Below are 15,339 nucleotides of genomic sequence, written 5' to 3' on the forward strand. Positions count from 1 at the left end.
GGTGGGTGATGACGGGATCGAACCGCCGACATTCTGCTTGTAAGGCAGACGCTCTCCCAGCTGAGCTAATCACCCTTCACGTTCGGTGTGGCGCGCATTCTACGGAGCGACCCCACCTCTGGCAAGCACTTTTTTAAATAATTTTCTCAGGCCTTCCAAAGGCTTAGCGAAGGGTTGGCCTATGGCGCCGCTAAGAGAATAATGCCCCCCTTTGTATATAAGGAGAGACTTACCCCATGTGGTTCAAAAACCTGCTTATCTATCGCCTGACCCAAGATCTGCCTGTTGATGCCGAGGCGTTGGAAACTGCACTGGCCACCAAACTGGCGCGTCCATGTGCAAGCCAGGAGTTGACCACCTACGGTTTCGTCGCGCCATTCGGCAAAGGCGAAGATGCACCGCTGGTCCACGTCAGCGGCGACTTCCTGCTGGTCTCGGCGCGTAAAGAAGAACGCATCCTGCCGGGCAGTGTCGTGCGTGACGCTGTGAAGGAAAAGGTCGACGAGATCGAAGCCGAGCAAATGCGCAAGGTCTACAAGAAGGAACGCGACCAGATCAAGGATGAAATCATCCAGGCGTTCCTGCCTCGCGCCTTTATTCGTCGCTCGTCGACGTTCGCCGCCATCGCGCCGAAACAAGGCCTGATCCTGGTCAACTCGGCCAGCCCGAAACGTGCCGAAGACCTGCTGTCCACTCTGCGCGAAGTGATCGGCACCCTGCCGGTACGTCCACTGACCGTAAAAATGTCGCCAACCGCCACCATGACTGAATGGGTCACCACCCAGAAAGCTGCGGACGACTTCTTTGTGCTGGACGAGTGCGAGCTGCGTGATACCCACGAAGACGGCGGCATCGTGCGCTGCAAGCGTCAGGACCTGACCAGCGAAGAAATCCAGCTGCACCTGAGCACCGGCAAAGTGGTCACTCAGCTGTCGCTGGCCTGGCAAGACAAACTGTCGTTCGTCCTCGACGACAAGATGGTGGTCAAGCGCCTGAAATTCGAAGACCTGCTGCAGGATCAAGCGGAACAGGACGGCGGCGAAGAGGCCCTCGGCCAACTGGACGCCAGCTTCACCCTGATGATGCTGACCTTCGGCGACTTCCTGCCGGCGCTGGTTGAAGCGTTGGGCGGCGAAGAGACGCCGCAGGGGATCTAAACGCTTGTGATCTCAACTGTGGGAGCGAGCCTGCTCGCGAAGGCGGAGTGCCAGTCGACAAATATAGTGACTGACACACTGCCTTCGCGAGCAGGCTCGCTCCCACATTGGGTTTTGTGACGCTACTTAATAATAAGGATCAGGTCATGCGCGCACTCGCTGCATTAAGCCGTTTTGTCGGCAACACCTTCGCTTACTGGGTACTGATTTTCGCGGTCGTGGCATTCCTGCAACCGGCGTGGTTCATCGGCCTCAAAGGCGCGATCGTGCCACTGCTGGGGCTGGTGATGTTCGGCATGGGCCTGACCCTCAAACTCGAAGACTTCGCCGAAGTCGCCCGCCATCCGTGGCGCGTGGCCCTTGGCGTGGTTGCCCATTTCGTGATCATGCCCGGTGTGGCGTGGTTGCTCTGCCAGGCGTTTCACCTGCCGCCGGAAATCGCTGTCGGGGTCATTCTGGTCGGTTGCTGCCCAAGCGGCACCTCGTCGAACGTCATGACCTGGCTGGCACGCGGCGATCTGGCCCTGTCGGTGGCCATCGCCGCCGTCACCACCCTCCTCGCCCCGCTGCTGACCCCGGCACTGATCTGGCTGCTGGCCTCGGCGTGGTTGCCGGTGTCCTTCATGGAGCTGTTCTGGTCGATCCTGCAAGTGGTGCTGTTGCCGATCATCCTCGGTGTGGTTGCGCAACGCGTGCTCGGCGCCAGGGTGCGCCACGCGGTAGAAGTGTTGCCGCTGATTTCGGTGGTGAGCATCGTGATCATCGTCACCGCCGTGGTCGCCGCCAGCCAGGCGAAGATTGCCGAGTCCGGCCTGCTGATCATGGCCGTGGTCATGCTGCACAACAGCTTCGGCTATCTGCTGGGCTACTTCACCGGGCGCCTGTTCAAGCTGCCATTGGCCCAACGCAAATCCCTGGCGCTGGAAGTCGGCATGCAGAATTCCGGGCTGGGTGCTGCGCTGGCCAGTGCGCACTTCTCGCCGTTGGCGGCGGTGCCGAGTGCGTTGTTCAGCGTGTGGCACAACATTTCCGGGGCGCTGCTCTCGACGTATTTCCGTCGAATGAGCGAGAAAGAAGACCGGGAAATCGCTGCGCGACAGGCCACCGAATAAGCCGAAAACTTGATCCCCGGGTTAATGATGGGCACTCTATGGCGCAACGCGAGGACGACCTCGCGGCTCGATCGAGTCATTAATCTGGGGACGACCCCGTCAATCGATGGAGGTCTTCCGTGTCCTGGATCATCCTGTTTTTCGCCGGCCTGTTCGAAGTTGGCTGGGCCGTTGGCCTGAAGTACACCGACGGTTTCAGCCGTCCCCTGCCCACCGCGTTGACCGTTGCAGCCATGGCCATCAGCCTTGGCTTGCTGGGCCTTGCGATGAAGGAATTGCCGCTGGGCACCGCCTATGCGATCTGGACGGGCGTGGGTGCGGTCGGCACGGTGATTGCCGGGATCATTCTGTTTGGTGAATCGATGGCGCTGTTTCGGTTGGCCAGTGTGGCGCTGATCATTGCCGGGTTGATCGGCCTCAAGGTTAGCGCCTAGGCCACTACCGCTTTCGCGAGCAGGCTCGCTCCCACATATGATCTGTGTCGATCACAATTCCCCTGTGGGAGTGAGCCTGCTCGCGATGAGGCCAGCACATTCACCGGCTATCTAACGGTGCCGCGCAACTCGCCAACCATCGCCTGCAACTTCGCCGGCTCCGCTACTTCAACCGCCACTGCAGGCCCCGCCACCAACGTCACCCGCGACCACAACCGGCGAAACAACCCCTTGCCCGGATCGCGGCTGAAGAAACTCCCCCACAACCCCTGCAACGCCAGCGGAATCACCGGCACTGGTGTCTCTTCAAGAATCCGCGTCAGCCCACCCTTGAACTCATTGATCTCCCCGTCAGCAGTCAATTTGCCTTCCGGAAAGATACACACCAACTCGCCATCCTTCAGATACTGCGCAATCCGCTTGAAGGCTCTTTCGTAGATTTGAATGTCTTCCTGACGCCCCGCTATCGGAATCGTCCCGGCCGTGCGAAAGATAAAGTTCAGCACCGGCAGGTTGTAGATTTTGTAGTACATCACAAAGCGAATCGGCCGACGGACTGCGCCGCCGATCAGTAGCGCATCGACAAAGGACACGTGATTGCACACCAGCAGCGCTGCGCCTTCATCGGGAATCAGCTCCAGATTGCGATGCTCCACGCGGTACATGGAGTGGCTGAGCAGCCAGATCATGAAGCGCATGCTGAATTCGGGGACGATCTTGAAGATGTAGGCGTTGACGCCGATGTTCAGCAGCGACACCACCAGGAACAGCTGCGGAATCGACAGCTTGACCAGGCTCAACAAGATGATCGAGACAATCGCCGAGACCACCATGAACAACGCATTAAGAATGTTGTTGGCAGCAATCACCCGCGCCCTCTCGTTCTCGGCGGTGCGCGACTGGATCAGCGCATACAGCGGCACGATGTAGAAACCACCGAAGATCCCCAGGCCAAGGATGTCGATCAATACCAGCCAGGTGTGACCAAAGCCGAGGATTTCGACCCAGCCATGGCCGGTTGCGCTGTCCGGAATCCCGCCGGAATGCCACCACAGCAACAGACCAAACACGGTCAGACCAAACGAGCCGAACGGCACCAGGCCAATCTCGACTTTGCGCCCGGAGAGCTTTTCACAGAGCATCGAGCCGAGCGCGATACCCACCGAGAACACCGTCAGAATCAGCGTCACCACGGTTTCGTCGCCGTGCATCCACTCTTTGGCATAGGCCGGGATCTGCGTCAGGTAAATCGCCCCGACAAACCAGAACCACGAGTTGCCGACAATCGAACGCGACACCGCCGGGGTCTGCCCAAGGCCCAATTTCAACGTGGCCCAGGATTGACTGAAGATGTTCCAGTTCAGGCGCATTTCCGGCGAAGCGGCCGCCGCCCGCGGAATGCTGCGACTGGCCAGATAACCCAGCACCGCAACGCCGATGATCGCGCTGGAGACGATGGGCGCGTAGTGACTGGACGACATCATGATCCCGGCACCAATGGTCCCGGCGAGAATCGCCAGGAAAGTGCCCATTTCCACCAACCCGTTACCGCCGACCAGCTCTTCTTCGCGCAGGGCCTGAGGCAGGATCGAGTATTTCACCGGCCCGAACAGCGCCGAGTGCGTGCCCATGGCGAACAGTGCGATCAGCATCAGCGACAGATGATCAAAGACGAAACCCACTGCGCCGACCGTCATGATCGCGATTTCGCCGAGTTTGATCAGGCGGATCAAGCGGTCCTTGGCGAACTTCTCGCCGAACTGCCCGGCCAGCGCCGAGAACAGAAAGAACGGCAGGATGAACAGCAGCGCACAGAGGTTGACGTAGATCGAGCGGTCACCGTCGATGGTCAGTTTGTAGAGAATGGCGAGGATCAACGACTGCTTGAAGATGTTGTCGTTAAACGCCCCGAGGGACTGGGTCACGAAAAACGGCAGGAAACGCCGGGTGCGGAGCAAGGTGAACTGTGAGGGGTGACTCATCTTCCATGTGTCCCTGAGGTTAGGTAACGAGTGGCGTGGATACGTTTATTGGAATGCCGAACGTCGATCCAGGCCACACATTACCTAATCCTGGCAGGTTATTTCTTTAATCCTGCAATGCACGGCGAGACAAACAGCTCACCGCGCCACGCGCCTTGCAATGTGCGCCGGGCAACGATCAGCCACATCACCGCCAGCAAAGCCACCAGCACGCAGCCAAAGACACTGAAAAACGTCAGGTTCAAGGTGCTGGCCAGTTTCAACGTCGCCAGCGAGTAGACGCCCAACGGGAAGGTAAACCCCCACCAGCCGAGGTTGAACGGGATGCCGGCGCGCAGGTAACGCAAGGTAATCAGCACCGCGATCAGCATCCACCACAAACCGAAGCCCCACAGGGTGATCCCGGCCACCAGCCCCAGGCCGGCGGCGATTTCACCGATGCCTGGCAAACCGTTGGCGGCGAAGATGGCCGGCGCGTCCGCCCCCAGCAGCAACATGCCCAGCGCCCCGGTGCCAATCGGACCCAACGCGAGCCAGCTCGAAGCGGCCATGTTTTCGTGGGGCAATTTATGCAGCGCCATGCGCAGCAACAGGATAGTCAGAATGCTGAAGGCGACCGGCAGGGAAAACGCCCAGAGCACGTAGCTCGTCACCAGCACCACCAGTTGCGAATGAGCATCCGCCAGGTGCGGCGCCAGCAGGCCACCGCTGGCCGCCGCGACTTCAGCGGCCACAACCGGCAACAACCAGACGGCAGTCATCTGGTCGATGCTGTGTTCCTGACGGGTGAACATCATGTAGGGAATCAGCACACCACACGCCAGCGACATCGCCACATCCAGCCACCAGAGCATTTCGGCGATATGAATCACGCCATCGCCCCAACGTGGCAGGCCGAACACCAGAAAGCCGTTGATGATGGTCGCCAGGCCCATGGGAATGGTGCCGAAGAACATCGAGACCGTGGAATGACCGAAAATTCGCCGGGCTTCGTCGAAGAACAGCACCCAGCGCGCGGTGTACACGGCGGTGAAGACGGCGAACAGGAAAATATTGAACAGCCACAACCCTTCGGCGAACGCGCGCAAACCGGGAATGGCAAGTGGCAATTGCGCCAGCGCCAGCGCGAGCACCCCGGTGCCCATGGTCGCGGCGAACCAGTTGGGCGTGAATTGACGGATGACTTCACGGGGGTGCTGCAAATGGCTGAACGGTTTGATACCGGTTTTGACGCTGTTAGGGCATGTCATGGCGAACTCCTGTCCTCTGGTGAGGTGGAGCCTATGGTAGAACTGAATCGAATATCTATATAACGGGTAATATCTCTATAACTTATCTGTTTTGCAGATATAGCCTCAGACACTGCCTTCCGATTCGATCACCAGAATCCGCGCCGCGCCCTGCGGATGCGCCACATGCTCGGTGCCGACGGAGGCATAAAAGATGTCGCCGACGTCCAGCAGAGCCTGCTTCTCGATGCCCTCTTCGCGATAGCGCATCTGCACCTGTCCATCCAACACCACGAACACTTCCTGTCCATCGTTGACGTGCCATTTGTAAGGCTGATCGGTCCAGTGCAAACGGGTGGTGATGCCGTTCATGTTGGCGATGTCCAACGCGCCCCAGGCACGCTCAGCGGTGAAGGATTTGCTGCGGATAATCTTCATGGGGCGGTCCGTCGAAATGAATGGTGAAGCCAAGGCTAGCGATCAACGCACATCAGCGCCACAGGCTTTCAACGAGCGCTGACGGATCAACGCCAGCAAAGCGCCAACGGAGAGCACGATCAGCACGGCGCCATAGCCGTCGGTGGTTGCGACCAGGCCGAACGTGCGCGTCAGGTTCCCGGCCAACAACGATGGCAAACAGAACGCCAGGTAACTAAGCACGTAAAACGACGACATTAGCCCCGCGCGTTCATGAGGTAACGCCAGCGGCACCAGACTGCGCACGGCCCCGAGAAAACCGGCACCGAAACCACAACCGGCGACGAGTGTGCCGAAGAAAAACAATGGCAGGCTGGCGCTGTGCACACCCAGTAACACCATGACGATACCGATTGGCAGGAGGCTTGCTCCCCAATGCAGCGCCAGAGCGGCGGGACGATTGCGCAGGGTGAAAATCATCAACGCCCCTGTCACCGTCAGCGCGGCGACGGTCGACCCGGCAATCAGGTTCGAAGTTGAACCCGTGGCCGTGCGCACCAACGAAGGTGCCAGGGAGGCATAAAAACCGCCGAGCGCCCACGTCGCCGTATTCAGCGGCAATACCCGCCATAAGGTCGAGCGCGCTTGAACCGGCACATGCAGGGTCGGCCGTAATGACGCCCATGCTCCCGGTTGACGGGAGACACTTTCCGGCAAGCGCCAGATGTAGAGCGCCTGCAACGCAAACAGGACGAGCAGCAGCCAATAAGTCAGGTGCAACGGCGCAGGGGCAAATTCGGCGAGCAAACCACAACCCAATCCGCCCAGGGCCATGCCGAGCAACGGCGCAACGCTGTTGATCAGCGGCCCCTGCTGACGGTCGATGTCCAGCAGCGTGGCACTCAGCACCGCGGTCGCCATGCCGGTGGCAAACCCTTGCAGCACTCGGGCACTGATCAGCCACGCGACGCTGTCAGCCTTGATAAACAGCAACATCGCCAGAATATTCAGCACCACGGCGGTGAAAATCACCGGTTTGCGCCCTAGGTGATCCGACAGCGAACCGACCGTCAGCAGCGCCGCCAGCAGGCTGAACGCGTAGACACCGAAAATCAGGGTCAGGGTCGCGGCCGAGAAGTGCATCTGCTCTTGGTACAAGCGATACAACGGCGTCGGCGCTGTGGAGGCCGCGAGAAAACTAAGTAAAGTGATCGCCAGAAACCACAGGCTTGCACGATTTGATTGAGAACTGGACATCGGCACACTCCGCAAAAGCTAATTTTTCGCTTTTGCGGAGTGTGCTACCGGTCAGCGCTTAAAGCAAATTCTTTGTGTTAAGGTCCGATGCATAGCTTTTAGAGCCGGGGCGTTTGCCTGACAGCATGTCTCGGCGAGAACAGGAAACAGCTAATGACAGGCCCCACGTTACGTCCCGGCGGCCGCAGTGCCCGGGTACAGGAATCGATTCACAAGGCTGTGCGCGAACTGCTCGAAGAGCAGGACCGCGCCACTGTGACCGTGCCGCAAATCGCCACGCGTGCGGGGGTTACGCCGTCGACTATCTATCGGCGCTGGGGTGATTTGTCGGCATTGTTGGCGGACGTCGCCCTCGCCCGCATGCAGCCGGAAACCGCAGCGGCCGATACCGGCAGCCTGCGCGGTGATGTACAGGCCTGGGCGGAACAGTATCTGGACGAGATGAGCTCCGAACCGGGCCGCAACATGCTGCGCGACGTGCAAGCGAGCCTCAGGCCGAGCTATTGCGCGACGATCATTGGCGGGCAGTTGCAGATGATTCTGGATCGTTATCCGAATGAACCGAAACCGGGTGTCGATCGGCTGATCAACATGGTGGCGGCGCCTATCGTGTTTCGTATCCTGTTTTCCGAGGCGCCGTTGGAGGTTGAGGAATTGCATCGGTTGATCGGGATTGCGTTGAATCAGTGATGGCCCCTTCGCGAGCAGGCTCGCTCCCACAGGGGATAGGTGTTTTCAGCAAATATGCATTCCAACTGTGGGGGCGAGCCTGCTCGCGACTGGGCCGGCACAGTCAACCAAAACCTGACTGACACACCGCCTGCGACACCCCGCCACGCCACGACCTTGGTCGACACTGACTAACCGGGGCGGTCGTGCGAGACTGTCTGACCGGGCGGGAGTCCCGGTTGTCTTTCGTCTGGAGTTCCCATGTCGCTGTCCAGCGGGCTGATCGCCGCCGTCGCCCTGGCCTATATGGCCATCATGTTCGCCATCGCCTTCTACGGTGACCGTCGCAGCACGCCGTTGCCGCCGCGCGTGCGCGCGTGGGTGTACAGCCTGTCGCTGGCGGTCTACTGCACCAGCTGGACATTCTTTGGCGCCGTCGGCCAGGCGGCGGAACAGCTCTGGTCGTTCCTGCCAATCTACCTCGGGCCGATCCTGCTGCTGGTGGGTGCGCCGTGGGTCCTGCAAAAAATGGTGATGATCAGCAAGCAGGAAAACATCACCTCCATCGCCGACTTCATTGCCGCCCGCTACGGTAAATCCCAGTCGCTGGCGATTGTGGTCGCGCTGATCTGTCTGGTCGGCGTGTTGCCCTACATCGCCTTGCAGCTCAAGGGCATTGTGCTCGGAGTGAACCTGCTGATTGGCGCGGGCGCCGACGCGATGGGGGTTCGAGCACAGGACACCGCATTGATTGTGTCGCTGGTGCTGGCGCTGTTCACCATTGTCTTCGGTACCCGCAACCTTGATGCAACGGAACACCACCGTGGCATGGTGCTGGCCATCGCGTTTGAGGCACTGGTCAAACTGTTCGCGTTTCTCGCCGTCGGCGCCTTCGTGACCTTCGGCCTGTACGACGGTTTCGACGACCTGTTCAACCAGGCCATGCTCGCTCCGCGCCTCGAAGAATACTGGAAGGAAACCATCAACTGGCCGTCGATGGTGGTGCAGACGGGCGTCGCGATGATGGCAATCATCTGTCTGCCCCGGCAGTTCCATGTGACGGTGGTGGAGAACATTGATCCTCAGGATTTGCGCCTGGCCAAATGGGTGTTTCCGGCCTACCTGGCGTTGGCCGCATTGTTTGTCGTACCGATCGCCCTCGCCGGCCAGATGCTGCTGCCCAGCTCGGTGCTGCCGGACTCGTTCGTCATCAGTCTGCCGCTGGCCGAGGCTCACCCCGCCCTCGCCTTGCTGGCGTTTATCGGCGGCGCTTCGGCGGCCACCGGCATGGTGATCGTCGCCAGCGTGGCGCTGTCGACCATGGTGTCCAACGACATGCTGCTGCCGTGGTTGCTACGCCGCAACAACGCCGAGCGACCATTCGAAGTGTTTCGCCAATGGATGCTCTCGGTACGCCGGGTGACCATCGTGGTGATTTTGCTGCTGGCCTACGTCAGCTATCGCCTGCTGGGCTCGACCGCCAGCCTCGCAACCATCGGCCAGATCGCCTTCGCCGCCGTGACGCAACTGGCCCCGGCCATGCTCGGCGCGCTGTACTGGAAACAGGCCAACCGCCGCGGCGTATTCGCCGGCCTCGCCGCCGGGACATTCCTGTGGTTCTACACGCTGATCTTGCCGATTGCGGCCCGTAGCCTCGGCTGGCCACTCGAAAGTTTCCCGGGTCTCGCGTGGTTGCACAGCAACCCGATGAACCTGCCGATCACCCCGCTGACCCAAGGCGTGGTGCTGTCGCTGGCCGGTAATTTCACCTTGTTTGCCTGGGTCTCGGTACTGTCCCGGACGCGGGTTTCCGAGCACTGGCAGGCCGGTCGTTTTATCGGCCAGGAAATCAGCGCCCGCCCAAGCGCCCGCTCGATGCTCGCCGTGCAGATCGATGATTTGCTGCAACTGGCCGCCCGTTTCGTCGGCGAAGAACGGGCCCGTCAGAGCTTCATCCGTTTCGCCTACCGCCAAGGCAAAGGTTTCAATCCGAATCAGAACGCCGACGGTGAATGGATCGCCCACACCGAACGCTTGTTGGCGGGCGTCCTCGGCGCATCCTCGACGCGGGCGGTAGTAAAAGCCGCCATCGAAGGTCGGGAAATGCAGCTGGAAGATGTCGTCCGGATCGCCGACGAAGCGTCGGAAGTGCTGCAGTTCAACCGAGCCCTGCTGCAAGGCGCGATCGAAAACATCACCCAGGGCATCAGCGTGGTCGACCAGTCGCTGAAACTGGTGGCCTGGAACCGGCGTTATCTGGAGCTGTTCAACTACCCGGACGGCCTGATCAGCGTCGGTCGACCGATTGCCGACATCATTCGCCACAACGCCGAACGCGGCTTGTGCGGTGCAGGGGAAGCCGAAGTGCATGTCGCCCGTCGGCTGCACTGGATGCGTCAGGGGCGCGCCCATACTTCGGAGCGATTGTTCCCCAACGGGCGGGTGATCGAGCTGATCGGCAATCCGATGCCCGGTGGTGGTTTCGTCATGAGTTTCACCGACATCACCGCGTTCCGCGAAGCCGAACAAGCGCTGACCGAAGCCAACGAAGGCCTGGAGCAGCGGGTGGCCGAGCGTACCCACGAGTTGTCGCAACTCAACGTGGCATTGACCGAAGCCAAGGGCACTGCCGAATCTGCCAACCAGTCGAAAACCCGCTTTCTGGCCGCCGTCAGCCATGACTTGATGCAACCGCTGAACGCTGCGCGCCTGTTCTCCGCCGCGCTGTCTCACCAGGACGATGGCCTGTCGGGCGAAGCGCAAAAACTGGTTCATCATCTGGACAGTTCGTTGCGCTCGGCAGAGGACTTGATCAGCGACCTGCTGGACATTTCCCGCCTGGAAAACGGCAAGATCAACCCGGACACCAAACCGTTCGCGCTCAACGAACTGTTCGCCCCCCTCGCCGCCGAATTCAAGGCGCAGGCTCAGGAACAAGGGCTGGCCTTCCGGGTTCGCAGCAGCACATTACGGATCGACAGCGACATCAAATTGCTGCGACGGATCCTGCAAAACTTCCTGACCAATGCGTTCCGCTATGCCAAAGGCCCGGTGCTGCTGGGCGTTCGCCGGCGCAAGGGTGAATTGTGCCTGGAGGTCTGGGACCGCGGGCCGGGCATTGCGCAGGACAAACTGCAGGTGATCTTCGAAGAATTCAAACGCCTCGACAGTCACCAGACCCGCGCGGAGAAAGGCCTGGGATTGGGCCTGGCGATTGCCGATGGATTGTGCCGCGTCTTGGGACATACGCTACAAGTTCGCTCCTGGCCGGGGCGCGGCAGTGTGTTCAGCGTCAGTGTGCCGCTGGCTCGGGCACAAACCGTGGTGGCGCCCAAGACCGCCGAACTCAACGGCCATGTGCTGAGCGGCGCGCAGGTGCTGTGCATCGATAATGAAGACAGCATTCTGATCGGCATGAACAGTCTGCTGACGCGCTGGGGTTGCCAGGTCTGGACGGCGCGTAACCGAGAGGAATGTGCAGCGCTGCTCAACGACGGGGTTCGTCCGCAACTGGCGCTGGTGGATTACCACCTGGACCATGGCGAAACCGGGACCGAGCTGATGGCGTGGCTGCGCACTCAATTGGGAGAACCGGTGCCGGGGGTGGTGATCAGCGCCGATGGCCGGCCCGAGACGGTGGCGCAGGTGCATGCGGCGGGGCTGGATTATCTGGCCAAACCGGTGAAACCTGCGGCGTTACGGGCATTGTTGAGTCGGCATTTGCCGTTGTAGCGCGGCCATTTGGCTTTACACAACGTGTGGCGAGGGAGCTTGCTCCCGCTGGGCTGCGAAGCAGCCCCAAAACCAATCACCGATTTACTCAGGAAAAAAAGCGCTGCCTGATTGACGACTGCTACGCAGCCGAGCGGGAGCAAGCTCCCTCGCCACAAAAGCAGTGCAGTGCTGAAAGATTACTCCGGCAACTCGGCCAAGCCATCCACATCGGTCATCGCCCGTTCCAGCAAATCCGCCGGCAAGCTCTTGCTGGCTCGTGCGCCGAGCAACTTCAGCTGTTCGCTGCGACTGACCAGATTGCCACGGCCTTCTGTCAGCTTGTTGCGCGCAGAGCTGTAGGCTTTGTCCAGTTGCTGCAAGCGATTGCCGACTTCATCCAGATCCTGAATGAACAACACGAACTTGTCGTACAGCCACCCGGCACGCTCGGCGATTTCCCGGGCGTTCTGGCTCTGGCGCTCCTGCTTCCACAAGCTGTCGATGACCCGCAGAGTCGCCAACAAGGTGGTGGGGCTGACGATCACGATGTTGCGGTCGAAAGCTTCCTGGAACAGCGTCGGTTCTGCCTGCAAAGCCGCGGAAAACGCCGCTTCGATCGGCACGAAGAGCAAGACGAAATCCAGGCTGTGCAAGCCGTCGAGCCGCTTGTAATCCTTGCCGGACAGGCCTTTGACGTGATTGCGCAGCGACAGAACGTGCTGCTTGATGGCGATCTGGCCGATGGCGTCGTCTTCGGCCGCCACGTATTGCTGATAGGCCGTCAGGCTGACCTTGGAGTCGACCACCACCTGCTTGTCGCCCGGCAGGTAAATAATCACATCCGGCTGGAAGCGCTCGCCATCCGGGCCTTTGAGAGTGACCTGGGTCTGATACTCGCGGCCCTTCTCCAGGCCCGCGTGTTCAAGCACTCGCTCGAGAATCAGCTCGCCCCAGTTGCCCTGGGTTTTCTGCCCTTTCAAGGCGCGAGTGAGGTTGGTGGCTTCGTCACTCAGGCGCAGGTTCAGCTGTTGCAGGCGTTCCAGTTCCTTGGCCAGCGAGAAACGCTCGCGGGCTTCGGCCTGATAACTCTCCTCGACGCGTTTTTCGAAAGACTGAATGCGTTCTTTCAACGGATCGAGCAACTGGCCCAGCCGCTGTTGACTGGTTTCGGCGAAGCGCTGCTCACGCTCGTCGAAAATCTTGCCCGCCAGTTCGGCGAACTGCGCTCGCAGCTCGTCTCGCGAACCCTGCAGGTCACTGAGGCGTTGCTGATGGCTTTCCTGTTGCTCGCGCAGCTCGGCATTGAGTGAGGCCGCCAGCGTGTCCAGGCGACGCAGCTCAGCCTCTTTACCGGCGCGTTCGATGTTCCAGGCGTGAGAGGCATCGCGGGCGTCGTCACGCTCGATTTGCAGCAGCTCGACTTCACGGCGCGTGGCAGCGAGGTCCGCTTGCTTGGCGGCATTGGCCTGACTCAGATCACCGATTTCATCGCGACAGGCGTCGAGTTGGGCGTTCAGGCCGTCCTGCGCCAGTTGGGCCATGGCCAGACGCTCTTCCAGCAGAGCGGCCTCGGCTTGCGCGCCGCTCGCACGGCGCTGAATTTGCCAGGCCAGTACCAGCAATGGCAGGCCCGCGCCCGCCAGACCGAGTAATAGGCTGGTCAAGTCCATAGCCATAGAGATTCCTGCCGATGAGATAAAGCTTGAAGGTTAACCAAGGCCACCTGACTTGGACAGCTCAGTCTTCGATCAGGCCCAGTTCCTGCTGGGCGCGCGCGTCCCCTGCCCGGGCGGCCTGACGCAGCAGGTCCTGACCGATACGGCGATCACGGGCATTGCCACATTCGCGGCACATCAGTTGTCCGAGGCGACTTTGCGCAGCCACCACGCCTTCACGGGCAGGCTGTTTGAGCAAGCGCCCGGCGAAGTGCTTGACGTTGCGGTTATCCCCAAGACGCGGACTGTCCAGCAGCCATTCGGCGACTCGCATCGAAAAACGCTTGGGTGGGGTAACACGTGGAGGTGTGGAGGTAGCAGAGATTGATACTGAGCGAAACTTCATAAAGCACTGTGGGACAGATCGGAAGGCGCGCAACTCTACTCTTTTTTTCTTACAGGTAAAGCCTAAAAAAACCCGGCACGCCCGTGCTAGAGCAAGCGCTCGGGACAATCCACAGAAGCTGTGGATAACTCAGTGGACAACCGCCCTTGAACTCTCGCAAAGCCCTGTGGAATGGGGCTCGCAGTCAAACTGACGATTTTTTCACCAGTAAAAAAAAGCGATGTTTTTCATTGACTTAAATTTTCAATACAGGCACCCACTGCGGGTGAGGCCTGGATGACAGTGGGGTTACAGTCTGCGCAACTTATGTGCACAAGTACCTTGGCGGCGGTTATATGGATGCACTTTTTCGGCGCGTTTTTGCATGGCTTCTGGGGATAAATCGGCAAAACCCTTGATCCAGGCAGATTGCGAGCCGATGAGTGACAGCCACCACCGGTCGGAATGTGAGCCATTGCAGGGCGAGAGACCCAGCTTCTTCGATCTTTTTTGCTAACACACTTCCATTCTCAAATTCAATCCGTTAGTATCCGCGGCGTTAGTACCAAGCTGAAAGTCAATTCTGGTCGAACAAATCCTCGCGGTCAGCCTTCCCTCAAGAGAAGCCTCCACCGACAAAACAGGATCGACCACCTCGATGGTTTCCAGGTAAACCTTGCGCCAACACAGCCTTCGAACAAAGCGAAGGGTGTTGCGAAGCTCACTTACTCTGACCGAACCAGCCTGCAAATTGATCAGGATCTTCACCCCGGGCCCAGAACCTTTGCCCTTGATGTGTTGCCTGCCCTCCTAAGTACCTACCTGCCAGCCCAAGCGCGCCAATTATCAGCGCTTCAAACTGGCTGCTTTGTTCCAGTCGGGTTCTTCGTTCGACCAATGGTGGTCGTCGTCACTGGAACGTTTTAATTTTGCACGGCTCTTATCCGTGTCGCTTGTAGGAACACCAACACTATGTCTACTCAAATCCACACTCAGGATGCCATCCGCACCCTAACCAACGCTTTTGCCCCAATGAACTGCCTGATCATGGCTGCTCGCAAAGGCTGCTTCAGTTTCACTCTGGTTAACGAACACGGCATCGCTCGTCACAGCGAACGCCTGTACCCCGATCAATACTCCAGCGCAGAGCCGCTGCAGGCCGTGATCGAGCGTACCCGCCAGGCATTGATTGCCTGAGACGCCAGAAAGACTGAAAAACCAAAAGCCCCGCTCAAAAAGCGGGGCTTTTTATTGGTTCTTCACGGAATCCCGGGAAACACAGAAACAAGAACGCCGATTTGATTGATGATGTTCGTGCGAGCAAACAC

The 15,339-nt window shown here is 59.7% G+C and carries 12 protein-coding genes and 1 tRNA gene; 6 read left to right on the plus strand and 7 right to left on the minus strand.

Going from position 1 to position 15,339, the window contains the following annotated elements; genetic code table 11:
- Positions 1-2 precede the first annotated feature (2 nt).
- Positions 3-75 (minus strand) — tRNA-Val (locus ACWKV5_RS29370).
- A 161-nt stretch (positions 76-236) separates the two neighbouring features.
- On the opposite strand from ACWKV5_RS29370, the gene rdgC reads away from it, so the two are divergent.
- The 3 genes from rdgC to sugE all read left to right on the plus strand — a co-directional run bounded on the left by rdgC (position 237) and on the right by sugE (position 2,703).
- Positions 237-1,157 (plus strand): recombination-associated protein RdgC, encoded by a 921-nt coding sequence (gene rdgC, locus ACWKV5_RS29375; RefSeq protein WP_046032934.1) that lies wholly within the window; start codon positions 237-239, stop codon positions 1,155-1,157.
- Between the two features lie 146 nt (positions 1,158-1,303).
- Positions 1,304-2,269: a bile acid:sodium symporter family protein gene (locus ACWKV5_RS29380; RefSeq protein WP_483844118.1), complete on the plus strand. Its 966-nt coding sequence runs from the start codon at positions 1,304-1,306 to the stop codon at positions 2,267-2,269.
- A 119-nt stretch (positions 2,270-2,388) separates the two neighbouring features.
- Positions 2,389-2,703 (plus strand): quaternary ammonium compound efflux SMR transporter SugE, encoded by a 315-nt coding sequence (sugE, locus tag ACWKV5_RS29385; protein ID WP_010456757.1) that lies wholly within the window; start codon positions 2,389-2,391, stop codon positions 2,701-2,703.
- A gap of 107 nt (positions 2,704-2,810) precedes the next feature.
- Here the strand turns inward: sugE and ACWKV5_RS29390 are convergent, their stop codons facing one another.
- The 4 genes from ACWKV5_RS29390 to ACWKV5_RS29405 form a co-directional block, all read right to left on the minus strand.
- Positions 2,811-4,685, minus strand: a complete 1,875-nt coding sequence (locus ACWKV5_RS29390) for an MFS transporter (protein WP_483844119.1) — start codon at positions 4,683-4,685, stop codon at positions 2,811-2,813.
- 98 nt (positions 4,686-4,783) lie between these two features.
- The gene (locus ACWKV5_RS29395) at positions 4,784-5,935 is read right to left on the minus strand and encodes a TDT family transporter (RefSeq protein ID WP_483844120.1); all 1,152 of its coding nucleotides are present in this window, start codon (positions 5,933-5,935) and stop codon (positions 4,784-4,786) included.
- Positions 5,936-6,040: 105 nt separating this feature from the next.
- On the minus strand, positions 6,041-6,352 hold the full coding sequence (locus ACWKV5_RS29400) for a cupin domain-containing protein (RefSeq protein ID WP_123434128.1): 312 nt from the start codon (positions 6,350-6,352) through the stop codon (positions 6,041-6,043).
- Positions 6,353-6,394: 42 nt separating this feature from the next.
- Complete coding sequence (locus ACWKV5_RS29405) at positions 6,395-7,588, minus strand: MFS transporter (protein WP_483844121.1); 1,194 nt, start codon at positions 7,586-7,588, stop codon at positions 6,395-6,397.
- 153 nt (positions 7,589-7,741) lie between these two features.
- Between ACWKV5_RS29405 and ACWKV5_RS29410 the strand changes: the two genes are divergently transcribed.
- Positions 7,742-8,278: a TetR/AcrR family transcriptional regulator gene (locus tag ACWKV5_RS29410; RefSeq protein ID WP_483844122.1), complete on the plus strand. Its 537-nt coding sequence runs from the start codon at positions 7,742-7,744 to the stop codon at positions 8,276-8,278.
- Between the two features lie 240 nt (positions 8,279-8,518).
- Complete coding sequence (locus ACWKV5_RS29415) at positions 8,519-11,989, plus strand: hybrid sensor histidine kinase/response regulator (RefSeq protein WP_483844123.1); 3,471 nt, start codon at positions 8,519-8,521, stop codon at positions 11,987-11,989.
- Positions 11,990-12,168: 179 nt separating this feature from the next.
- Here ACWKV5_RS29415 and ACWKV5_RS29420 read toward each other — a convergent pair whose 3' ends face one another.
- Positions 12,169-13,533 carry a DNA recombination protein RmuC gene (locus tag ACWKV5_RS29420; RefSeq protein ID WP_170219178.1) on the minus strand — a complete coding sequence of 455 codons (1,365 nt, stop codon included), beginning with the start codon at positions 13,531-13,533 and terminating at the stop codon, positions 12,169-12,171.
- A gap of 175 nt (positions 13,534-13,708) precedes the next feature.
- Positions 13,709-14,032 carry a sel1 repeat family protein gene (locus tag ACWKV5_RS29425; RefSeq protein WP_483844124.1) on the minus strand — a complete coding sequence of 108 codons (324 nt, stop codon included), beginning with the start codon at positions 14,030-14,032 and terminating at the stop codon, positions 13,709-13,711.
- A 951-nt stretch (positions 14,033-14,983) separates the two neighbouring features.
- On the opposite strand from ACWKV5_RS29425, the gene ACWKV5_RS29430 reads away from it, so the two are divergent.
- A complete protein-coding gene (locus ACWKV5_RS29430) occupies positions 14,984-15,208 on the plus strand; it encodes a hypothetical protein (protein ID WP_019407963.1) in 225 nt (74 codons plus the stop codon).
- Positions 15,209-15,339: the final 131 nt, after the last annotated feature.

The sequence above is a fragment of the Pseudomonas oplopanacis genome, from assembly GCF_057128725.1.